This is a genomic window from Pseudomonas sp. LTGT-11-2Z (assembly GCF_003691445.1).
Taxonomy (GTDB): domain Bacteria; phylum Pseudomonadota; class Gammaproteobacteria; order Pseudomonadales; family Pseudomonadaceae; genus Aquipseudomonas; species Aquipseudomonas monteilii.
Genome location: NZ_CP033104.1, coordinates 5,541,502 through 5,563,746 on the forward strand (window position 1 = coordinate 5,541,502; position 22,245 = coordinate 5,563,746).

The 22,245-nt window shown below is 62.3% G+C and carries 20 protein-coding genes; 15 read left to right on the top strand and 5 right to left on the bottom strand.

Annotation, left to right across the window (positions count from 1 at the left end; genetic code table 11):
* Nucleotides 1-7: 7 nt before the first annotated feature.
* The 4 genes from D8767_RS26160 to D8767_RS26175 form a co-directional block, all read right to left on the bottom strand.
* A complete protein-coding gene (locus tag D8767_RS26160; protein ID WP_016715384.1) occupies nt 8-295 on the bottom strand; it encodes a YceK/YidQ family lipoprotein in 288 nt (95 codons plus the stop codon).
* A complete protein-coding gene (gene ubiX, locus D8767_RS26165; protein WP_016715383.1) occupies nt 292-921 on the bottom strand; it encodes a flavin prenyltransferase UbiX in 630 nt (209 codons plus the stop codon). Before ubiX ends, D8767_RS26160 begins: the two co-directional genes overlap by 4 nt.
* A complete protein-coding gene (mpl, locus tag D8767_RS26170; RefSeq protein ID WP_016715382.1) occupies nt 918-2,267 on the bottom strand; it encodes a UDP-N-acetylmuramate:L-alanyl-gamma-D-glutamyl-meso-diaminopimelate ligase in 1,350 nt (449 codons plus the stop codon). Before mpl ends, ubiX begins: the two co-directional genes overlap by 4 nt.
* A gap of 66 nt (nt 2,268-2,333) precedes the next feature.
* Nucleotides 2,334-4,307 (bottom strand): sigma-54-dependent Fis family transcriptional regulator, encoded by a 1,974-nt coding sequence (locus D8767_RS26175; RefSeq protein ID WP_016715381.1) that lies wholly within the window; start codon nt 4,305-4,307, stop codon nt 2,334-2,336.
* A gap of 256 nt (nt 4,308-4,563) precedes the next feature.
* On the opposite strand from D8767_RS26175, the gene D8767_RS26180 reads away from it, so the two are divergent.
* The 13 genes from D8767_RS26180 to D8767_RS26240 all read left to right on the top strand — a co-directional run bounded on the left by D8767_RS26180 (nt 4,564) and on the right by D8767_RS26240 (nt 17,699).
* A complete protein-coding gene (locus D8767_RS26180) occupies nt 4,564-6,084 on the top strand; it encodes an aldehyde dehydrogenase family protein (RefSeq protein WP_016715380.1) in 1,521 nt (506 codons plus the stop codon).
* 114 nt (nt 6,085-6,198) lie between these two features.
* The gene (gene eat / locus D8767_RS26185) at nt 6,199-7,647 is read left to right on the top strand and encodes an ethanolamine permease (protein WP_016715379.1); all 1,449 of its coding nucleotides are present in this window, start codon (nt 6,199-6,201) and stop codon (nt 7,645-7,647) included.
* Between the two features lie 46 nt (nt 7,648-7,693).
* Nucleotides 7,694-9,088, top strand: a complete 1,395-nt coding sequence (locus D8767_RS26190) for an ethanolamine ammonia-lyase subunit EutB (protein WP_016715378.1) — start codon at nt 7,694-7,696, stop codon at nt 9,086-9,088.
* Nucleotides 9,089-9,096: 8 nt separating this feature from the next.
* Nucleotides 9,097-9,915: an ethanolamine ammonia-lyase subunit EutC gene (gene eutC, locus D8767_RS26195; protein WP_020371285.1), complete on the top strand. Its 819-nt coding sequence runs from the start codon at nt 9,097-9,099 to the stop codon at nt 9,913-9,915.
* Nucleotides 9,916-10,023: 108 nt separating this feature from the next.
* The gene (locus tag D8767_RS26200; RefSeq protein WP_016715376.1) at nt 10,024-10,482 is read left to right on the top strand and encodes a GNAT family N-acetyltransferase; all 459 of its coding nucleotides are present in this window, start codon (nt 10,024-10,026) and stop codon (nt 10,480-10,482) included.
* Between the two features lie 185 nt (nt 10,483-10,667).
* Nucleotides 10,668-11,315, top strand: a complete 648-nt coding sequence (locus tag D8767_RS26205; RefSeq protein WP_016715375.1) for a DedA family protein — start codon at nt 10,668-10,670, stop codon at nt 11,313-11,315.
* A gap of 9 nt (nt 11,316-11,324) precedes the next feature.
* Nucleotides 11,325-12,140 (top strand): zinc-dependent peptidase, encoded by an 816-nt coding sequence (locus tag D8767_RS26210; RefSeq protein WP_016715374.1) that lies wholly within the window; start codon nt 11,325-11,327, stop codon nt 12,138-12,140.
* A gap of 93 nt (nt 12,141-12,233) precedes the next feature.
* Complete coding sequence (gene ppa, locus D8767_RS26215; RefSeq protein ID WP_003255365.1) at nt 12,234-12,761, top strand: inorganic diphosphatase; 528 nt, start codon at nt 12,234-12,236, stop codon at nt 12,759-12,761.
* 187 nt (nt 12,762-12,948) lie between these two features.
* Nucleotides 12,949-13,650 (top strand): XRE family transcriptional regulator, encoded by a 702-nt coding sequence (locus tag D8767_RS26220; protein ID WP_016715373.1) that lies wholly within the window; start codon nt 12,949-12,951, stop codon nt 13,648-13,650.
* 404 nt (nt 13,651-14,054) lie between these two features.
* Entirely contained in the window at nt 14,055-15,800 is a 1,746-nt protein-coding gene (locus D8767_RS26225; RefSeq protein ID WP_016715372.1) for a copper resistance system multicopper oxidase, read from the top strand.
* Entirely contained in the window at nt 15,797-16,108 is a 312-nt protein-coding gene (locus D8767_RS26230) for a hypothetical protein (protein WP_033693656.1), read from the top strand. Before D8767_RS26225 ends, D8767_RS26230 begins: the two co-directional genes overlap by 4 nt.
* Nucleotides 16,098-17,039 carry a copper resistance protein B gene (locus D8767_RS26235; RefSeq protein ID WP_016715370.1) on the top strand — a complete coding sequence of 314 codons (942 nt, stop codon included), beginning with the start codon at nt 16,098-16,100 and terminating at the stop codon, nt 17,037-17,039. The genes D8767_RS26230 and D8767_RS26235 overlap by 11 nt, the downstream gene beginning before the upstream one ends.
* A 9-nt stretch (nt 17,040-17,048) precedes the next feature.
* Complete coding sequence (locus D8767_RS26240) at nt 17,049-17,699, top strand: cytochrome c (RefSeq protein WP_016715369.1); 651 nt, start codon at nt 17,049-17,051, stop codon at nt 17,697-17,699.
* A gap of 145 nt (nt 17,700-17,844) precedes the next feature.
* Here D8767_RS26240 and D8767_RS26245 read toward each other — a convergent pair whose 3' ends face one another.
* Nucleotides 17,845-20,022 (bottom strand): TonB-dependent siderophore receptor, encoded by a 2,178-nt coding sequence (locus D8767_RS26245; RefSeq protein WP_122048461.1) that lies wholly within the window; start codon nt 20,020-20,022, stop codon nt 17,845-17,847.
* A 182-nt stretch (nt 20,023-20,204) separates the two neighbouring features.
* On the opposite strand from D8767_RS26245, the gene D8767_RS26250 reads away from it, so the two are divergent.
* Nucleotides 20,205-20,897, top strand: a complete 693-nt coding sequence (locus D8767_RS26250) for a response regulator transcription factor (RefSeq protein ID WP_016715367.1) — start codon at nt 20,205-20,207, stop codon at nt 20,895-20,897.
* Nucleotides 20,897-22,243 carry a sensor histidine kinase gene (locus D8767_RS26255; protein ID WP_016715366.1) on the top strand — a complete coding sequence of 449 codons (1,347 nt, stop codon included), beginning with the start codon at nt 20,897-20,899 and terminating at the stop codon, nt 22,241-22,243. The genes D8767_RS26250 and D8767_RS26255 overlap by 1 nt, the downstream gene beginning before the upstream one ends.
* The last annotated feature ends 2 nt before the right edge of the window (nt 22,244-22,245 follow it).

Sequence of the window (22,245 nt, forward strand, 5' to 3'; positions counted from 1 at the left end):
AGGGCCGTTACAGGCCACCGGTGGCCTGGAAGCCTACACCGGCTGCTGTCAGTAACGACAACGGCAACAACAGGGTATCGAGCAACATGCTCCCCGGCAGGTCCAGCCCAGGATAGGCTGGTGCATCAGCCCCGTAGTGATCTCGCGGGCAACACCCACCATTGATTACGTACAAATCCAGCCGGGTGCCGGCATACACCACCGGCGCCCCGGGCTTGGCGGCATCCAGCGTGCGTACCGTGGCGCAGCCCCCCAGCATCACCAGCGCCAGCACCCCCACCAACGCTCGCTTCAATCATCCACCCCAAAGTGGTGCTCACCCCAGCGTGGCAACATGTCCTGGGGAATGTTCAGCAGGTTGAGAATACGCGCCACGACAAAGTCGACCAGGTCGTCGATGGTCTGCGGCTGGTGGTAAAAGCCCGGTGCCGCCGGCAGGATCACCGCGCCCATCTGCGACAGCTTGAGCATGTTTTCCAGGTGGATGGTGGAAAACGGGGCTTCGCGTGGCACCAGGATCAGTTGCCGACGCTCCTTGAGGGTAACGTCGGCAGCGCGTTCGATCAGGTTGTTGCAGGCACCGGTGGCAATGGCCGACAAGGTGCCAGTGGAACAAGGCACTACCACCATCGCCGCCGGGGCACCGGAGCCGGAGGCCACCGGCGACATCCAGTCTTCCTTGCCATACACGCGGATCTGCCCGTCGGCGGCGCCGGTGTATTCGGTAAGGAAGGCCTGCATCGCCTGGGGCTTGGCCGGCAACAGCACGTCGGTCTCGGTGGCCATTACCAGTTGCGCGGCCTTGGAGATCAGGAAGTGCACTTCGCGGTCTTCGCGCACCAGGCAATCGAGCAGGCGCAGGCCATACTGGGCGCCCGAGGCGCCCGTCATGGCCAGGGTGATACGTTCTGGCCCGCTCACTTCAGCGCCTCGGCCAGTTTGCCGTGCAGGCCGCCGAAGCCGCCGTTGCTCATGATCACCACATGAGTGCCCGGGCGGGCCTGGCCCTTGACCCGCTCGATGATCGCGTCAAGGCTGTCGGCTACCACACTCGGGACCTTGCACTGCGCGGCGGTGGCCGCCAGGTCCCAGCCGAGGTTGGCCGGGGCGTACCAGATGACCTGGTCGGCGTCGTTGACGCTCTCTGGCAAACCGTCACGGTGGGCGCCCAGCTTCATCGAGTTGGAGCGTGGTTCGATCACGGCAATCACCGGGGCCTCGCCAACACGCTTGCGCAGGCCATCGAGGGTGGTGGCGATGGCAGTCGGGTGGTGGGCGAAATCATCGTAGATGGTCACGCCCTGCACTTCGGCCACCTTTTCCATGCGCCGTTTTACGCTCTTGAACGCGCTGAGGCCTTCGATGCCCATGGCCGCGGCCACGCCGACATGGCGGGCGGCGGCCAGGGTGGCCAGCGCGTTGGCAACGTTGTGCTGGCCCGTCAGTGCCCAGTCCACCACGCCTTGCGCTTCGCCTTCGAACAACACTTCGAAACGCGAGCCGTCTGGGCTGAGCAGGCGCGCCTGCCACTGGCCACCAACGCCTGTGGTCTGCACCGGGGTCCAGCAGCCCATGCCGATCACCCGCTCCAGCGCTTGCTCGGTGGTAGGGTGAATCACCAGGCCTTCGCTCGGAATGGTGCGTACCAGGTGGTGGAACTGCCGCTCGATCGAGGCCAGGTCCGGGAAGATGTCCGCGTGGTCGAACTCAAGGTTGTTGAGGATCGCGGTACGCGGGTGGTAATGCACGAACTTCGAGCGCTTGTCGAAGAAGGCGCTGTCGTACTCGTCGGCTTCGACGACGAAGAACGGCGTGTCGCCCAGGCGGGCCGATACCGAGAAATTCTGCGGCACACCGCCAATCAGGAAGCCCGGGCTCATGCCGGCGTGCTCCAGCACCCAGGCCAGCATGCTGCTGGTGGTGGTCTTGCCGTGGGTACCGGCAACGGCCAGCACCCAGCGGCCTTGCAGCACATGGTCGGCCAGCCACTGCGGGCCGGAAACATAGGGCAGGCCCTTGTTCAGCACGTATTCCACTGCCGGGTTGCCGCGTGACATGGCGTTGCCGATGACCACCAGGTCGGGTGCCGGGTCCAGCTGGGCCGGGTCATAGCCTTGGGTCAGTTCGATGCCCTGGGCTTCGAGCTGAGTGCTCATCGGGGGATAGACGTTGGCGTCCGAGCCGGTGACGCGATGGCCAAGTTCCTTGGCCAGCACCGCCAGCGAGCCCATGAAAGTGCCGCAAATACCGAGAATGTGAATATGCATGGTCGACCTCGCAAAACATCGAGGCAGGGTAGCCCAGGGCGCGACAAATCGCACCCGCTGTTTCGCTCAGTCGGCCCTCGCAATGCCGTGTTTGCGCAGTTTTCGATACAAGGTATTGCGGCTGATGCCCAGATGCTCGGCGACACGGGTCAAGTGCCAGTGTTTTGCCTCCAGGGTCGCCATCAGCGCTTGGCGCTCGGCATCCTCCAACACAACTGGCCCTATCGCCGGCAAGCCAGATCCCACAGGGTTTGCACGTCCCTCAGGCTTGGTGCAGTACCTGTGGGAGCTGGCTTGCCGGCGATCGAGGGCGAAGCCCTCGCGAACAATAGCGGGGAGATCCGAGAACTCGATTCGGGCGTTCTCGCAAAGCGCCACCAAGGTACGCAGCACGTTGCGCATCTGCCGCACATTACCCGGCCAGGCAAAGTCCAGCAGCGCCTGACGCGCCCTGGGCTCCAGTTCGACACGTTGCCCCTGCGCCTCCTGATGCAACAAAAAGTCCAGCAGCTGTGTTTTGTCACTGCGCTCACGCACCGCCGGCAACGCCACCTCCAGGCCATTCAGGCGGTAATACAGGTCCTCACGGAAACTGCCCTGCTCCACCCGCTCCAGCAAGTCGCGGTGGGTGGCGCTGACAATACGGACATCCACCGCTTGCGGCTCGCCACCGATGGGCACCACCTGGCGCTCTTCCAGTACCCGCAGCAGGCGGGTTTGCAAGGCCAGCGGCATGTCGCCGATCTCGTCCAGCAGCAAGGTGCCGCCATCGGCCTGCAGCAGCTTGCCGCGCATGCCTTCTTTGCGTGCTCCGGTAAAACTGCCGCCTCGGTAACCGAACAACTCGCTCTCGATCAGGCTTTCCGGGATCGAGGCACAGTTGATGGCGATGAACGGCTTGCCGCGTCGCCCGCTGGCCTGGTGCACGGCCTGGGCAAACGCTTCTTTGCCACAACCGGTTTCACCACGTAGCAACAGCGGCACGTCACGCTCGAACACCCGTACGCTGCGGCGGAATTCGTTCTGCAGAGCCGGGTCGAGCAGGCAGATGGCCGGTTCCATCGGGTGCATGGGCAAGGGTTGCGCAACAGGCACCGACCACACGGGCGCACGGGCCTTGCCGCGCAGGCTGGCAAACACTTGGCGACCGTCCAGCGTATGCAGCGGCCAGACCGTGCTGCCAGCGGGGGTGGCGCGGCTGAACAGTTCGTCGTGGCTACAGGCAAAAAAACGCTCCACGTGTTTGCCCAGCACGCCACCGCGCACGCTGCCCAGCAGGTTCAACGCGCTCTGGTTGGCAGCACAAATCCGCCCATCGCCGTCGAACGCCAGCAGGCCTTCGCTGAACAGGCCGACCGACTCGGCCTGCAGGTGAAAACGCAACAGCCACTGCTGCTCGAAGTGGCGCAGGAAATAGCAGCTTTCAATCATCTTCGCCGACAGGTTCACCAGCGCCATGGTGTGGAACTGGCTCTGGCGCGAAACGTCAGGCCGTGCCGATGACACATCCAGCACCGCCAGCAGTTCGCCATGCGGGTCGAACACTGGGCTGGCCGAGCAGGTCAGGCCAGTGTGGCGGCCACGGAAGTGCTCGTTCTGGTGAATGGTCAATGCCTGGCGCTCGACCAGGCAGGTGCCGATGCCGTTGGTGCCCTCGCGCGCCTCGCTCCAGTCGGCGCCCAACCACAGCCCGGCACGCTCGAAGCTGCGCCGCTCGGTGGCCGCGCTGACGCAGTTGAGGATCACCCCGCGGGCGTCGGTCAGCAGTACCGCATGGCCGGCGCCGGAAAGCTGCTGGTGCAGGCTGTTCATTTCATGATCGGCAATTTGCAGCACCTGGCGCAGGCGCTCGCGGCTTTCCAGCAAACGCCCATGCTCAAGCACCACGGGCGCCTCGATCACCGAAGGGTCGAGGTGGTAGTCCTCCAGGCAGCGCAGCCAGGAGCGGGCAATGGACGGGTCACTGCCCCCCTCCCCGGCCCCACCATGGGCAACGGTATGCACTTGCTGGGCATGCCGAATGAAAGGATTGCTCTGCATTTGTTGTAGTTCTCCGCAGATAGAGAGTTCCGCCAGCATCCTCCACCCGGGAAGCCTTTGCAATGCACCCGCCTGTGACGTGTCGCAAATGGCACAAAGTGTCACCCCCGCGCGTACCGGGGCTGGTACAGCGGCCAATCACAGGGCCTTGGTAGCTGACCCAAGTCATTGATTTGACTGGCGTGCGAAACGCTGGCCCAACCTTTGCTCTACGCTTTGCAACTCCTCAACAAACATAACAGCCAGGAGACACACCATGCGTTACGCACATCCCGGTACCGAGGGCGCGAAGGTTTCCTTCAAGAGCCGCTACGGCAACTACATCGGTGGCGAGTTCGTAGCTCCGGTCAAGGGGCAGTACTTTGAAAACACGTCCCCGGTGAATGGCAAACTGATCGCCGAATTTCCCCGTTCCACTGCCGAAGACATCGATAAGGCGCTCGACGCCGCCCACGCCGCTGCCGACGCCTGGGGCCGCACTTCAGTGCAGGACCGCTCCAACGTGCTGTTGAAGATCGCCGACCGCATCGAGCAAAACCTCGAACTGCTGGCGATTACCGAAACCTGGGACAACGGCAAGCCGGTCCGCGAAACCCTCAACGCCGACATCCCGCTGGCGGTCGACCACTTCCGCTACTTCGCCGGCTGCATCCGCGCCCAGGAAGGGGGTGCTGCCGAAATCAACGAAGGCACCGTGGCCTACCACATTCACGAACCGCTGGGCGTGGTCGGGCAGATCATCCCGTGGAACTTCCCGATCCTGATGGCCGCCTGGAAACTTGCCCCGGCACTGGCCGCGGGCAACTGCGTGGTGCTCAAGCCTGCCGAACAGACCCCGCTGGGCATCACCGTGCTGGTCGAACTGATTGGCGACCTGCTGCCAAAAGGCGTGCTCAACGTGGTGCAAGGCTTTGGCCGCGAAGCCGGTGAAGCCCTGGCCACCAGCAAGCGCATCGCCAAGATCGCCTTCACCGGCTCCACCCCGGTGGGCTCGCACATCATGAAATGCGCAGCCGAAAACATCATTCCATCCACCGTGGAACTGGGCGGCAAGTCGCCGAACGTGTACTTCGAAGACATCATGCAAGCCGAGCCGAGTTTCATCGAGAAGGCGGCCGAAGGCATGGTGCTGGCGTTCTTCAACCAGGGCGAAGTGTGTACCTGCCCATCCCGGGCACTGGTACAGGAGTCGATCTACCCGCAGTTCATGGAAGTGGTGATGAAGAAGGTGCTGCAGATCAAACGCGGCGACCCGCTGGACACCGACACCATGGTCGGCGCCCAGGCTTCGCAACAGCAGTTCGAGAAGATCCTCTCGTACCTGCAGATCGCCCAGGACGAAGGTGCCGAGCTGCTGACCGGCGGCAAGGTGGAAAAACTGGAAGGCTCGCTGGCCACCGGTTACTACATCCAGCCGACCCTGCTCAAGGGCAACAACAAGATGCGCGTGTTCCAGGAAGAAATCTTCGGCCCGGTGGTCAGCGTCACCACCTTCAAGGACGAAGCCGAAGCCCTGGCGATTGCCAACGACACCGAGTTCGGCCTGGGTGCCGGCGTGTGGACCCGCGATATCAACCGTGCCTACCGCATGGGCCGTGGGATCAAGGCTGGCCGCGTATGGACCAACTGCTACCACCTGTACCCGGCGCATGCGGCGTTCGGCGGCTACAAGAAGTCCGGTGTTGGCCGTGAGACCCACAAGATGATGCTGGACCACTATCAGCAAACCAAGAACTTGCTGGTGAGCTACGACATTAACCCGCTGGGCTTCTTCTAAGCCCGTCAGCCAGAGCGGTTCGCGTTCACGAACCGCTCTGGCTCGCTTCCTGCAGTACCCATCACCATCGGCCCGGAACCCTTCCGGCCACCAAGAAAAAGAACAGGTGAAACTATGCCAAGCGATCATTCCGCCGGCTCGCCGGCAGGCTCTTCTGTCGACTTCGAAAAAGTCGGCTCGGACTATTTCCAGCAACGTGAACTGAAAAAAGGCGCCGCCGGCTGGGTACTGCTGGTCGGCCTGGGCGTGGCTTACGTCATTTCCGGCGACTATGCCGGCTGGAACTTCGGCTTGGCCCAAGGCGGCTGGGGCGGCATGTTCCTCGCCACCTTGCTGATGGCCACCATGTACCTGTGCATGTGCTTTTCGCTGGCCGAGCTGTCGTCGATGATCCCTACCGCAGGCGGCGGCTACGGCTTTGCCCGCAGCGCCTTCGGCCCGTGGGGCGGCTTTCTGACCGGTACGGCGATCCTGATCGAATACGCCATCGCCCCTGCCGCCATTGCCGTGTTCATCGGCGCTTATTGCCAGTCACTGTTCGGCATCGGCGGCTGGATGATCTACCTGGCGTTCTACATCGTGTTCATCGGCATCCACATCTTCGGTGTGGGGGAAGCGTTGAAGCTGATGTTCATCATCACCGCCATCGCCGCCATCGCCCTGGCGGTGTTCCTGGTGAGCATGGTGCCCCATTTTGATGCAGCCAACCTGTTCGACATCGCCAAAACGGACGCGGTGGGCGCCAGCAGCTTCCTGCCGTTCGGTTATGTGGGCGTGTGGGCGGCCATTCCTTATGCCATCTGGTTCTTCCTGGCTGTCGAAGGTGTGCCGCTGGCCGCCGAAGAAACCAAGAACCCCAAGCGTGACCTGCCACGCGGCCTGATCGGTGCCATGCTGGTACTGTTGGCCTTCGCCCTGCTGATTTTGGTAGTCGGCCCCGGCGGTGCAGGCTCCGAAGCACTGAAAGCGTCCGGTAACCCGCTGGTCGAGGCACTGTCCAAAGCCTATGGCGGCAGTACCTGGATGGGCGGTTTCGTCAACCTGGTCGGCCTGGCCGGGCTGATCGCCAGCTTCTTCTCGATCATCTACGCCTATTCCCGGCAGATCTTCGCCCTGTCCCGCGCCGGCTACCTGCCGCGCAAGCTGTCGGAAACCAACAAAAGCAAGGCACCGGTACTGGCCTTGATCATCCCCGGCATCATCGGCTTTGCCCTGTCGCTGACCGGCCAGGGTGACCTGCTGATTCTGGTAGCCGTATTCGGCGCTACCCTTTCTTACGTGCTGATGATGGCCGCACACATCACCCTGCGCATCCGCCGGCCGAAGATGGAGCGCCCATACCGCACCCCCGGTGGCATCTTTACCTCGGGCGTCGCGCTGGTGCTGGCCTGCATCGCTGTGGTTGCCGGCTTCCTGGTCGACCCACGGGTGGTGATTGGCGCCGCAGTGATCTATGCGGTATTAATTGCCTACTTTGCTTTCTACAGCCGCCACCACCTGGTTGCGGGCACACCGGAAGAGGAATTCGCCGCGATCCAGAAGGCCGAAGAGGCCCTGCACTGATTGCCGCCACCCGCCGCAGGGCAACCTGCGGCTCTGGAGATTCTGTATGGCAAGTTTCGTACACACGGTCGGCCACCTGGTCTACCGCTTCGACAGCCTCAAGGAAGTGATGGCCAAGGCCAGCCCGGCACGCTCCGGGGACTACCTGGCAGGCGTTGCGGCCAGCAACGACGGCGAACGCGTCGCTGCGCAGATGGCGCTGGCCAATATCCCGCTGACGCATTTTCTCAATGAAGCGCTGATCCCTTACGAAGATGACGAGGTTACCCGCCTTATCGTCGATACCCACGATGCCCAGGCGTTCGCACCGGTCAGCCACCTGACTGTGGGCGGCCTGCGTGACTGGCTGCTGAGCGAAGAGGCTGATGAAGACAGCCTGCGCGCCCTGGCGCCCGGGCTGACACCGGAAATGGCAGCAGCGGTCTCGAAGATCATGCGTGTGCAGGACCTGGTGCTGGTGGCGCAGAAGATCCGCGTGGTTACCCGTTTTCGCGGCACCATGGGCCTGCGCGGGCGCCTGTCGACCCGGCTGCAGCCCAACCACCCGACCGACGAGCCGGCCGGTATCGCCGCCAGCATTCTCGATGGCCTGCTGTACGGCAACGGCGATGCCATGATTGGCATCAACCCGGCCACCGACAGCATCGCCTCGATCTGCGCCCTGCTGGAAATGCTCGACGCCATCATCCAGCGCTACGACATCCCTACCCAGGCCTGTGTGCTGACCCACGTCACCACCTCGATCGAGGCGATCAACCGTGGCGTGCCGCTGGACCTGGTGTTCCAGTCCATCGCCGGTACCGAAGCGGCCAACGCCGGGTTTGGCATCAACCTGAACGTACTGCAGGAAGGCTACGAAGCGGGCCTGTCGCTGAAGCGCGGCACCCTCGGGCAAAACCTGATGTACTTCGAAACCGGCCAGGGCAGCGCGCTGTCGGCCAACGCCCACCACGGCGTCGACCAGCAAACCTGCGAAACCCGCGCCTATGCCGTGGCCCGCCACTTCAAGCCGTTTCTGGTCAACACCGTGGTCGGTTTCATCGGCCCGGAGTACCTGTACAACGGCAAGCAGATCATCCGCGCCGGCCTGGAAGACCACTTCTGCGGCAAGCTGCTGGGCGTGCCGATGGGCTGCGATATCTGCTACACCAACCACGCCGAAGCCGACCAGGACGACATGGACACCCTGCTGACCCTGCTGGGGGTGGCCGGGATCAACTTCATCATGGGTATCCCCGGTTCCGACGACATCATGCTCAACTACCAGACCACCTCGTTCCACGACGCGCTGTACGCGCGCCAGACCCTGGGCCTGAAGCCCGGGCCGGAATTCGAAGCGTGGCTGGCCCGCACCGGCATCTTCACCCAGGCCGATGGCCGGGTGCGCTTTGGTGACAACCTGCCGCCGGCCTTCCGCCAGGCCTTGGCACAGCTTGCATAGGGATGACCATGGACCCTCGCACACCTACCCCCGACAACCCTTGGCTGGCCCTGCGCAACCTGACCCCGGCACGCATCGCCCTGGGCCGCACCGGCACCAGCCTGCCAACCGGGGCGCAGCTGGACTTCCAGTTCGCCCATGCCCAGGCCCGAGATGCCGTGCACCTGGCCTTCGACCACGCCGGCCTGGCGACCCAACTGAGTGACCGTGGCCGTGACAGCCTGGTGCTGCACAGTGCCGCTAGCGACCGCCACCAGTACCTGCAGCGCCCGGACCTGGGCCGGCGGCTCAACGAAGACTCGATTGCCACCCTGCGCCAGCACGCACAGGCCAACCCCGGCGGCGTCGACCTGGCCATCGTGGTTGCCGATGGCCTGTCGGCGCTGGCTGTTCATCGCCACACCCTGCCGTTCCTGAGCCGTTTCGAGGAGCAAGCGGCCGCTGATGGCTGGACCAGCGCCCCTGTGGTGCTGGTGCAGCAGGGCCGCGTGGCAGTGGCAGACGAGGTCGGCGAATTGCTGGGCGCACGGATGACCGTGATGCTGATCGGCGAACGCCCAGGGCTCAGCTCGCCCGACAGCCTGGGCCTGTATTTCACCTACGCGCCGAAGGTCGGCCTGACCGATGCCTACCGCAACTGTATTTCCAACATCCGCCTGGAGGGCCTGAGCTATGGCATGGCGGCGCACCGCTTGCTGTACTTGATGCGCGAAGCCTGCAAACGCCAGCTTTCCGGGGTGAATCTGAAGGACGAAGCCGAGGTCCATAGCCTGGAAAGTGAAGACAGCGCCATCCAGAAAGGCAACTTCCTGCTCGGCAAAGGGTAAAAAACATGTCACGGAAGGCGGATTGCACTTGTGACGCGCATTGGGCAGCATGCCCTTGAACGCTGCAGGCATTCCGCTGTTTCCCTAAATGGACTCTGAGGGCCGCACATGCGCATCATCAAGGCAACCCTGGAACACCTCGACCTGCTCACGCCACTGTTCGTCAGATACCGTGAGTTCTATGGGCAGCTGCCCTATCCCGACAGCTCGCGCAGCTTTCTGGAAAAGCGCCTGAAACGGGATGAATCGGTGATCTACCTGGCGCTACCGGATGATGACGACAGCAAGCTGATGGGCTTCTGCCAGTTGTACCCCAGCTATTCGTCGCTATCGCTGAAGCGGGTATGGATACTCAACGACATCTACGTGGCCGAAGACTCGCGGCGCATGCTGGTGGCTGACCACCTGATGCGTGAGGCGAAGAAAATGGCGAAAGAGACCAACGCCGTGCGCATGCGGGTTTCGACCAGCGCGGACAACGAAGTTGCGCACAAGACCTACGAATCCATCGGTTTTCGTGAAGACACCGAGTTCAAGAGCTACATCCTGCCAATCAGCCAGGATTGACAGTCCCGACCCTTTCGCGGGCGTGCCCGCGAAAAGGCCAGCACAGGAAGCACCTGCCGTAACCCCCCGCTACAAACTCCCCGGGCATGATCCTGACTTAGCCGTATAATGCCCCACCTGTCATGTGTGAAAATTTACCCATCCCCAGGTAACCGAGCCTACGCCCCAGAACACAGGTGCTGTACATGGATTTCAACCCGCTGGACCTTATCCTGCATCTCGATGCCTACCTCGATCTGCTGGTCACCAATTACGGTCCCTGGATCTACGCCATCCTGTTCACCGTCATTTTCTGTGAAACAGGGCTGGTGGTAATGCCTTTCCTGCCAGGCGATTCGCTGCTGTTCATCGCTGGCGCCGTGGCCGCTGGTGGTGGCATGGACCCGGTGCTGCTGGCCGGCCTGCTGATGGCTGCAGCCATCCTGGGGGACAGTACCAACTACGTGATAGGGCGAACGGCCGGCGAGCGGTTGTTCAACAACCCCAACTCGAAGATCTTCCGCCGCGATTACCTGCAGCGTACCCACGACTTCTACGAACGCCACGGCGGCAAGACCGTGACCATGGCGCGCTTCCTGCCCATCCTGCGTACCTTTGCACCGTTCGTCGCCGGCATCGCGCACATGCATTACCCACGCTTCCTCGGTTTCAGCATCGCCGGTTCGCTGCTGTGGGTGGGAGGCCTGGTTACCCTGGGTTACTTCTTCGGTAACGTGCCGTTCATCAAGCAACACCTGTCGCTGATGGTGGTGGGCATCATCATCCTGTCGCTGGTGCCGATGATCCTCGGCCTGCTGCGCGGCCGCCTGGGCCGGGCCGCCAAGGCTCACTGACCGCCACTCATGTGGTCGTTCAGCGCCTGGCGGCGCAAGCGCACCCTGGCGCGCTACCCTATCTCCCCCCAGCAATGGCAGGCCGTACGCGAGCGCCTGCCGATGCTGGACGGCATCAGTGACGCCGAAGACCACTGGCTGCGCGAAGCCTGCATCCTGTTCCTGCTCGACAAGCACCTCACCTGCCTGCCCGGCGTCGAACTGGACGACGAGCAGCGCCTGCTGCTGGCCGCCCAGGCGCAACTGCCACTGCTGCACCTGGGCGAGCTGAACTGGTACCAGGGTTTCCACGAAATCATCCTGTACCCCGACGACTTCAAAAGCCCCCAGCGCCACCGCGATGCCAGTGGCGTGGAGCACGTCTGGGACGGCGAGCACAGCGGCGAAGCCTGGCAGCAGGGGCCGATCATCCTGGCCTGGAACGGCGTGCTGGCCAGTGGCGGCTGGGAGGCCTACAACCTCGTCATCCATGAGCTGGCGCACAAGCTCGACATGCTCAATGGCGATGCCAACGGCCTGCCCCCGCTGCACAGCGGCATGCCGGTGGATGAGTGGGCAACGGCCATGCAACAAGCCTACGACGACCTCAACCGCCAGCTGGACGCCAACCCCGACGCCGAAACCGCCATCGACCCCTATGCCGCGGAAAACCCGGCGGAGTTCTTTGCGGTCACCAGCGAATACTTCTTTAGTGCCCCCGACCTGCTGCAGCAGGCTTATCCATTGGTCTACCGCCAGTTGTCGCTGTTCTACCGGCAAGACCCGCTGGCGCGCCTGCGCCAGCTACAGGCCGAACACCCCGAATACCGCGAAAGCCACGCCTGACGGGGCCGCACATCAGGCCAGGCGTGGCATGCCCCGGCAGAATGTGCCTATAATCGCCGCCACTTTTTTGGTCAAACACGGGGGCACTGCCCAATGAGCTACAGCAAGATTCCGGCGGGCAAAGACCTGCCGAACGACATCTACGTCGCCATCGAGATCCCGGCCAACCACGCGCCGATCAAATACGAAATCGACAAGGACAGCGACACCCTGTTCGTCGACCGTTTCATGGCTACCCCAATGTTCTACCCAGCCAACTACGGCTTCATTCCGAACACCCTGGCTGACGACGGTGATCCGCTGGACGTGCTGGTTGTTACCCCTTACCCGGTAGCGCCAGGCTCGGTTATCCGCGCCCGTCCGGTTGGCGTGCTGAACATGACCGACGACGGCGGCGGCGACGCCAAGGTCATCGCTGTTCCTCACGACAAGCTGTCGCAGCTGTACGTTGACGTGAAGGAATACACCGACCTGCCAGCCCTGCTGATCCAGCAGATCGAGCACTTCTTTGCCAACTACAAAGATCTCGAGAAGGGCAAGTGGGTCAAGATCGAAGGTTGGGAAGGCGCCGACGCCGCCCGTGCCGCGATCACCAAATCGGTTGCTGCCTACAAGGGCTGATACCGGTTGCAGGAAGAACCCCGCCATGGCGGGGTTTTTTTATGCCTGAATGGGCGATGCTCAGGGTGCTGGTAATAAATCCTACGCAGTCCTACATCAACTCCCTACAAACCACCTCTTTTCGTACAACCCCTGTCAACACCCGGTTCATATCCTTGCTGACACCTCCGCCGCTACACTCGCTACCATGAACACTTCCGGCGACCGCCTCAAAGCCCTGCTCCACGAATGTGGCCTGACCCCTTCCGATTTTGCCGCCCAACGCAGCGTCACACCGCAGCACGTCAACAACTGGTTCAAACGTGGTGTGCCTTTGGCCCGGCTGGACGAACTGGCCGACTTGTTCTGTGTGCACCGCCGTTGGCTACGCACCGGAGAAGGGCCCAAACATCCCAACCCGATCCTGCGCAGCGGCGCGCCCCGGCCGACGCCCGTCAACCCGCCCTCTCCGCTGTCGGTGGAACATGGCCGGGCAGTGAAGGTGCCTTACTACCAGTTGCAACAAGGCCAGCTGTCGCCGGTGGCCAGCAAACACCTGCGCTTGCCGGCAAAAGCCTTGAGGGGGCTGGGTGTGCATGCTGCCAATGCGATCTGCCTGGCAATGCCGGCCAGCAACATGCTGCCCCTGATTCCGCTGAATGCCAGCCTGGCCATCGACCTGGGCATGACCCGAGTGGTCGAGGGTGAAACCTATGCCCTGCTGCACAACGGCATGCTCAGGGTGAACAACCTCAGCCTTGGCCAGCACGGTACGCTGTACCTGCACAGCCATGACCGGCGCAACTACGCAGTCGAACGCTACACCCCCGCACAGTGCCAGGCGCAGGGCCTGGAAATTCTTGGCTGGGTGTTTCACTGGTCGCATTTCCGCCAACAGCGGCCTGGCTGAAACACCCTGTGCCATTTTTTTCTGGGCATCCTGCGCGTGCCCTTGTATGCTACGCGGCACATTCAGCCCCGACCGGCGCAAGCCGCGGTCCAGAGGGCTCTGGCGATATCCCACACGGGCATCTGCCATTTCTTTCAGGCCCTTGATGGCCACTCAGTTAAGGCGATTGCGGCTTACCATAAATTAGTCGGAAGCGTCCCCGAGAAGCCGGCCACAAGCCGGCTTTTTAATGCCTCGCCGAAAGCCATCCCAAGCCCTCTGCGGCCTACCTCCCTCCTTTAAGAAGCTGACGAAAAAGTAATGTCGGACTCAGTTTTCTGACAGCGGCAACTCGCTATTTTGGTCGTGGGCTGCGACACCCAGCAGCCGGGATATCCGCACCCCACACGACTGGACGCAACGGCATGCAAAGCAAAACCACAAGACGCACCTTCGTCAAAGGCCTGGCCGCTACCGGACTGCTCGGCGGGTTGGGCATGTGGCGCACGCCGGTGTGGGCCTTGACCAGCCCGGGCCAGCCAAACGTGCTGACAGGCAGCGACTTCGACCTGTACATCGGTGAACTGCCGGTCAATATCACCGGCACGAGGCGCACAGCGATGGCCATCAACGGCTCCATACCTGGCCCAACGCTTCGCTGGCGCGAAGGCGATACCGTTACGCTTCGCGTGCGCAACCGTTTGAAGCAGGACACCTCCATCCACTGGCACGGCATCATCCTGCCGGCCAACATGGATGGTGTGCCTGGCCTGAGCTTCCATGGCATCGCCCCAGATGGCCTGTATGAGTACAGGTTCAAAGTCCATCAGAACGGCACGTACTGGTACCACAGCCACTCAGGCTTCCAGGAACAGGTTGGGGTGTACGGCGCGCTGGTCATCGATGCGAAAGAACCCGAGCCGTTCACCTATGACCGGGATTACGTAGTGATGCTCAGCGACTGGACGGATGAAGACCCTGCCCGGGTGCTGTCCAAGCTCAAGAAACAGTCTGACTACTACAACTTCCACAAACGGACGGTGGGTGATTTCGTCAACGACGTGGGCGAAATGGGCTGGTCCGCTGCGGTGGCGGATCGCACGATGTGGGCCGAAATGAACATGAGCCCTACCGATCTCGCGGACGTTAGCGGATACACCTACACCTACCTCATGAATGGCCAGGCACCGGGCGCCAACTGGACGGGGGTATTCAAGCCTGGCGAAAAAATCCGCCTGCGCTTCATCAACGGCTCCGCCATGACGTATTTCGACGTGCGTATTCCCGGCCTGAAGATGACGGTGGTTGCGGCGGATGGGCAGTATGTGAAGCCGGTTTCAGTAGACGAGTTCCGTATCGCGGTTGCGGAAACCTACGATGTGATCGTCGAGCCCGAAGATGAGCAGGCATACACCGTCTTTGCTCAATCCATGGACCGCACCGGTTATGCCAGGGGCACCTTGGCCATCCGCGAAGGCCTGCAAGCGGCTGTTCCAGCTGTTGATCCACGCCCGCTGATTTCCATGAGTGACATGGGTATGGATCACAGCGGCATGTCGGGGATGGACCATGGCAGCATGGCTGGCATGGACCACAGCCAGATGGCCGGCATGGATCACGGCAGCATGGCCGGCATGAGTGGAGCCATGCAGCGCCATCCTGACTCAGAGACCAACAACCCCTTGGTCGACATGCAGACGATGAGCCCCACGCCAAAACTGAGCGACCCAGGCATCGGGCTGCGTAACAACGGCCGCCGTGTGCTGACCTATGCCGACCTGCGCAGCACCTTCATTGATCCCGACGGCCGAGAACCTGGCCGCACCATCGAGTTGCACCTCACAGGCCACATGGAAAAGTTCGCCTGGTCGTTCGACGGGGTCAAGTTTTCCGATGCCGAGCCGCTGCGCCTCAAATACGGGGAGCGCCTTCGTATCACCTTGGTCAACGACACCATGATGACTCACCCCATCCACCTGCATGGCATGTGGAGCGACCTGGAGGATGAGAACGGCAACTTCATGGTGCGCAAGCACACCATCGACATGCCGCCTGGCTCGAAACGAAGTTACCGCGTGACTGCGGATGCTTTGGGGCGCTGGGCCTATCACTGCCACCTGCTGTTCCACATGGAAATGGGCATGTTCCGAGAAGTCCGCGTGGACGAATGAACTGGAGATCCGAGATGAACAAACCTATGAAACGAAGCGCGTTTTTCCTCTCTGCTGCGATGGCTGGCCTGCTGGCTGTTTATGCCCCGTCGTCGTGGGCCGGTGACAACCATGAGCAACACACCCAGAAGGCCGCAGATGCAGCAAAAGCCAAGGGCGCTCAAGGCATGGACCACGGTTCCATGAAGGGCATGGATCACAGCGCCATGAAGGGCATGGACCATGGCTCGATGGAAGGTATGGATCACAGCAAGATGATGGAATCGCAGGGCAGCGACAACGCCAAGGCAGGGAAAGATGGCCAATAGCCCGGCGCGACCCTCGCTGCTGGCCCTGGCCGTTTCACTCGGCATGCTGGGTGCTGCACCCAGCTTCGCCGCTGGCGAAATGGACCATTCGGCGATGGGGCACGGCTCCATGTCGGGCATGGACCCTAGCCAGATGGATCATGGCAGCATGCAGGGCATGGATCATGGGGGCATGGATCACTCGAAGATGAACCATGGTGCTGCCAGCCCTGCGACGACCAGCCGAACCCCGATTCCCGAACTGACGGATGCCGACCGGCAGGCGGCATTCCCCCCATTGGGCGGGCATCAGGTACACGACAGCGCGCTCAATAGCTTCTTCTTGCTGGACCAGCTTGAGTATCAGGATGCAGACGAAGGCAGCACCCTGGCCTGGGATGCTACCGGGTGGGTCGGCGGCGATACCAACCGGTTGTGGATTCGCTCCGAAGGCGAACGCACCAACGGCGTCACCGAAGATGCCGAGTTGCAGCTGCTCTATGGCCGCGCTATCAGCCCCTGGTGGGATGTAGTTGCCGGGGTGCGCCAGGATTTCAAACCGCAATCACCGCAAACCTGGGCGGCGTTCGGTATCCAGGGCATGGCGCTTTACGGCTTTGAGGCCGAAGCCACCGCGTTCATGGGGGAGAACGGTCAAACCGCCGCGCGCCTGGAAGGCGACTACGACATTCTGCTGACCAATCGCCTGATCCTTCAGCCCACCGCCGAAGCCAATTTCTATGGTAAGAACGACCCTGAGCGAGGCGTGGGTTCTGGCCTGGCGAATACCGAGGTCGGGCTGCGGCTACGGTATGAAATCGTTCGCCAGTTCGCACCTTACATAGGCATCACCTGGAGCCGCTCCTACGGCAAAACGGCAGATTTCGTCCGCGACGAGGGTGGTGATGTGGATGAAGCGCGTTTCGTTGCCGGCATTCGCATGTGGTTTTGAGAGCCCGACATGAAAAAAACAATTACAACGCTTGTTGCAGCAGGCGCCGTCGCCGGTGCGGGCGTATTGGGCGCAGCTTACTTTGGCCTGGTGAACGTCGGGGCTGATGATCCCCATTTCCCGGCCGTGCATGCCTTTCTGGCCATGGCCCGGGATCGGTCTATCGAGGTACGGGCCAGGGATATCGAGGTACCGGACCTCAAGAATGAAAACCTGATTCGCATCGGCGCCGGTAACTACAACGCCATGTGCATTGGTTGCCATCTGGCCCCTGGCGTCGAAAAGACCGAGCTGAGCCAAGCGCTGTACCCGTCGCCTCCTGATCTGAGCAAGCTCGGCGCCAGCGGTGATCCCGCTGTTGCGTTCTGGACCATCAAGCACGGCATCAAGGCTACGGGAATGCCAGCTTGGGGCAAGAGCATGGATGATTCGTATATCTGGGGCATAGTGGCTTTTCTCGACCAACTACCGCAGATGAATGCTCAGCAGTACCAGGCGATGGTCGCAAGCAGTGGCGGCCACCAGCATGGGGGCGGTGAGAGTGACATGCACAACCATGAAGGCCAGCATGGGCAAGACCAAGCCGGCAGTGATCACCACTCGAAGCCGGCGTCGAAGACGCATGCTCATCGTGATGGGTCAGGAAAAATCGGCCCTTGAAATGTTCACCTTGAATGCTGCACTGGGCAGACAGGTGCATGCCGACAGGGTTGCAGCGCCTGGTAGATCGAGGGCCGCGCGGGCGGCGCTCGATTTCATAAACGATGCAAAATCGTCGACGTAGACCTACACGCCACAACACCAATCAGAAGTCATACCGCGCCCCAACCATCATGCTGCGCGACGGCCCGTAGAAGTTGAACGTGGAGGTCGACCCCACCCGCGACAGGTAATCCCGGTCGAACAGGTTGTTGACGTTGAAGGTGGCGGTCAGCTTCGAGGTCAGCGGGTACGACAGCATCGCATCCACCGTGGCATAGCCCGGTGCATCGATGCGCACGCCGCCATTCTCGGAATAGAAGTTGCTCATCGCCGAAATGCCGCCACCAATGGCCAGGCCGTTCAGCGGGCCTTGGCTGATGGTGTACTTGCTCCACAGCGAAGCCTGGTTGCGCGGCATGATGAAGAAGGTGGTTTCTGCATCACCCTTGAGGGTTTCGGTTTCCATCCAGGTGTAGCCGGCCAGCAGCTCCCAGTTTGGCGTCAGCTTGCCGCTTACTTCCACTTCGGCACCTTTGACGCGGGTTTTGCCGGAGGCAACCGAGAAGTTGGTGTCTACGCCATCTTCGTCGTATTCGGTAGTGGCGCGGTTCTTGTCGGTCAGGCGGAACACTGAGAAGCGGGTGTTCAGGTCGCCGCCGAAGTAGCTGCTCTTGAGGCCGAATTCGTATTGCTCGCCTTCACGCGGTTTCAGCACCCGGCCGTTGCTGTCGGTGTCGGACTGCGGCTTGAACACCTGCGAGTAGCTGGCGTACAGGGCGTGGTTTTCGGTCAGGTCATAGACCAGGCCGCCATACGGGGTGAAGTGGCCATCCACGCGCTTGCTGTCGTTGGTGGTGGCACCGGTGCTCAGGGTGGTGGTGTAGAAATCACCGCGATACCAGCTGAAGCGGCCACCGGCGATCAACGCCAGGCGCTCGATCGGGCGGAAGGTGACCTTGGAGTACAGGCCGTATTCCTCTTCCTGCATGCCGGTCTCAGTGCTGTAGTTGGCCGACGGTTTGGCGAACTGCTTCGGCGAGTAGGTGTTGACGTTGATGGCGCCCAGGTTGGTGGTGCCGTTGAGGTATTCGGTGTCGTAGTTCTTGTAGTCGGTACCGACCACGAATTCGCTGACCTGGCCGAGGGTTTCGAACGGCTGGCTGTAGCTGGCGTCCAGCGAGTAGGTGTCCTGAGTGAAGTCACGGGCGCTGGCGCGCTCGGAGTTGGCACCGGTGGTGGCGTTGGTCGCGGTGAAGGCGTACAGGTAATTGGTGTCGCGGTGCGAGCCACGGGCGGCGACACGGCCATAGCCGCCGTTGTCGAAGCGGTGGGTCAGCTCGGCGACCAGGTCGGTGGTCTTGCCGTCGAAGTAGTTCCAGTCGGCACCCAGGAAACGGGAGTGGCTGAAGTCCGGCACGTCGCCAGACAAGGTTGCCGGGTAGCCGTTGTGCGGGGTGATGTTCTTCACTTCGTGCATCAGGCCGAACGACAGCGTGGTGGCATCGTCCAGGTCGACATCCAGCGCGCCGTAGTAACTGTTGCTGGTGTTGGCGTTGTAATCGACTTCGCCATTGGTATCGTCACGGGATGCAATGAAACGCCCGCGCACGCGGCCGGCATCATCCAGCGGCCCGCTCAGGTCGATTTCTTCGTGGTTGGTGTCCCAGGTGCCGTAGCTGCCTTCAATATGGCCCTGGAATTCGGCGGTCGGGCGCTTGCGCACCATGTTGACGATGCCGCCCAGCTCGCTGGTGCTGCTGAACAGCCCGGCCGGGCCACGCATGATTTCGACACGGTCGAACGCCGCCAGCGACGGCACGGTGCCGAAGATGCTGGCCATGGGGGCCGGCAGGCCGTCGATGTTGAACTCGCTGTATTCGTAACCACGGGCGTAGATCGAAGACCGGCCGCTGTCGTTGGTCAGGGTGCGCAGGCCGGCGGTGTACTTGGCCAGGTCATCCAGGTGTACGAATTGGCGGTCCTTGACGTAATCCTGGGTGTAAACGGTGATCGATTGCGGGATGTCCTTGAGCGCGGCAGGGGTCTTGGTGCCCACGGTCGCGGCATCGACGCTGTAGCCGCCGGTTGCTTCCGAGGGCAGCATGCCGTACAGGCGGTTACCTTCGATGGTCAGTGCCGGCAGGTCAAGCGCGTTGTCCTCTACTGCCGCCTGGGTCGCGACGGTCTCAGCCAGTGCCGACAACGAAAACGGTGCCAGCAAGCCCAGCACCAACAAGCCCCGCACCTGTCGCGAGTTCCCCACACGTTTGAAACCGTTCATGACACACCCTTCACCCAAATGACATTAATTCGCAAACGAAACAAGTTGCTTTTTGCGAACGATACCGGAGCGAAAACAGGGCTGCAGCAGGATTAACCTTCTTAACACAACCGGGCGTTGCCCTCCCCCTGCCAGCAATGGGATGATTCGTAACTGATAGAAGTTCTCATTCAAGGCTCAACGTGCCCACCTCTCTTCTCCTCGTCGAAGACGATCCACGCCTGCGTCAGGACCTGGAACGCCATTTCCTCAACCGTGGTTTCCAGGTGCATGCCTGCGCCAGCGGCACTCAGGCCCTGAATGCCATAGCACGCGCGCAGTTCGAACTGGTGTTGCTGGACATCATGCTGCCGGGCATCGACGGCCTCAGCCTGCTCGACGCATTGCGCCGCCAGCAGGCGGTGCCGGTCATGCTGATGTCGGCGCTGGGGGCGGAACAGGACCGCATCAGTGGCTTCACCCGAGGTGCGGACGACTACCTGCCCAAGCCCTTCAGCCTGGCGGAGCTGGACGCACGGGTCGATGCCCTGTTGCGGCGCGTGGCGTTCGATCGCGGCACGGCGCTGCGGGCCGACGTGGGCGAGGTAATGCTGGACCACGACCGCCAGGACGTTATCCACAACGGTAACGCCGCAGGCCTCACGGCTTCCGAATTCCGCTTGCTGGTGACGCTGCGTGCCCATCCCGGCGAAGCCTTGAGCAAGCCGTTCCTGTACCAGACCGTGCTTCACCGGGCCTATACCCGCCTGGACCGGGGCCTGGATGTGCATGTGTGTAACCTGCGCCGCAAACTGGCCGACATCAACGCCCAGCACCTGCAGATCCAGGCCGTGCGCGGCCAGGGTTACATCCTGGTCGACACGGAACAGCCCTGATGCGCCGCCACCCGTTGCTGTGGAAACTGGCCGTGCTGCAAGTCGGCTTCTGCCTGTTGCTGGTCTGGCTGATCTGGACCTGGGGCCTGTCGGTGGAGCGCAGCACCTATTTCCTGTCCCCGGCCGACCAGGACTACCTGGCGCGCTATGCGCAACAAGCCGAAGACGCCTGGAACCAAGGCGGTGCGGTGGGCATCGAGACCTGGCGCAGGCAACTGGAACACGCCGAGAACACCTGGGTGGCAGTGATCGGCCCGCACCTGCAAAGCCTCGGTACCACCCCGCTAAGTGCCGAGCAGGCCAGCCACCTGACCTTCATGCGCAAACTCGATTGGCCGATGAGCCGTCGCCTGCAAGATGAACTGCCCTACGTCAGCATCGAATTTCCGCGACACCCCGAGCACGGCCGCTTGGTGCTGCAACTGCCTGAGCGACTGCTACCCACCGGCCTTACGCCGTGGACCCACGTGGTCACCCACGGCGTAGCCCCCGCACTGCTCGCCCTGCTGCTGGGCCTGGCGTTGTACCGGCATTTGGTAGTGCCGCTGAACCGCCTGCGCGACCGTGCCGACGCCCTGCGTGCCGATGACCTGGACAGCCCCGCACTCCCCCTGCAAGAGCGTCGGGATGAGTTGGGTGAACTGGCACAGGCCTTCGAGCACATGGCCGGGCGCTTGCGCCAGAGCCTGGAGCAGCAGCGCCTGCTGTTGCGCACGCTGTCGCACGAACTGCGCACGCCGCTGGCACGACTGCGTATCGCCCATGACAGCGGCTTGCCGTCACATCAGTTGCGCGAGCGTCTGGACCGCGAAGTCGCCGACATGCAGAAGTTGCTGGAAGACACCCTGGACCTGGCCTGGATGGACACCGAGCAACCCAGCTTGCCGACCGAACCGGTATTGATGGTTTCAGTGTGGGAAGCCCTGTGCCAGGACGTCTGCTTCGAAAGCGGCTGGGCCCCTGCGCGCCTGCCATGTTCGCTTGGTATCGACTGCCAGGTACAAGCCCACCTGGACAGCCTTGCACAAGCCTTGGAAAACCTGCTGCGCAATGCCATTCGCCATTCGCCACCCGAAGGCCGGGTCAGCCTGGATGGCTGGCGCGAAGGCGAGGTTTGGCACCTGCGCCTGAGCGATCAGGGCCCCGGCGTGCCGCACGCGGAGCTCGAACGCATCTTCAAACCTTACCAACGCCTTGCCGACAGCGGTGCCGGGTTCGGCCTGGGCCTGGCCATTGCCCGACGCGCCATCGAGCTGCAAGGCGGCCGATTGTGGGCCAGCAATGGCCACCCGGGCCTGTGCCTGCATTTGACCTTGCCGGCCGCCAGCGACTGTTTAGAAAGTTAATG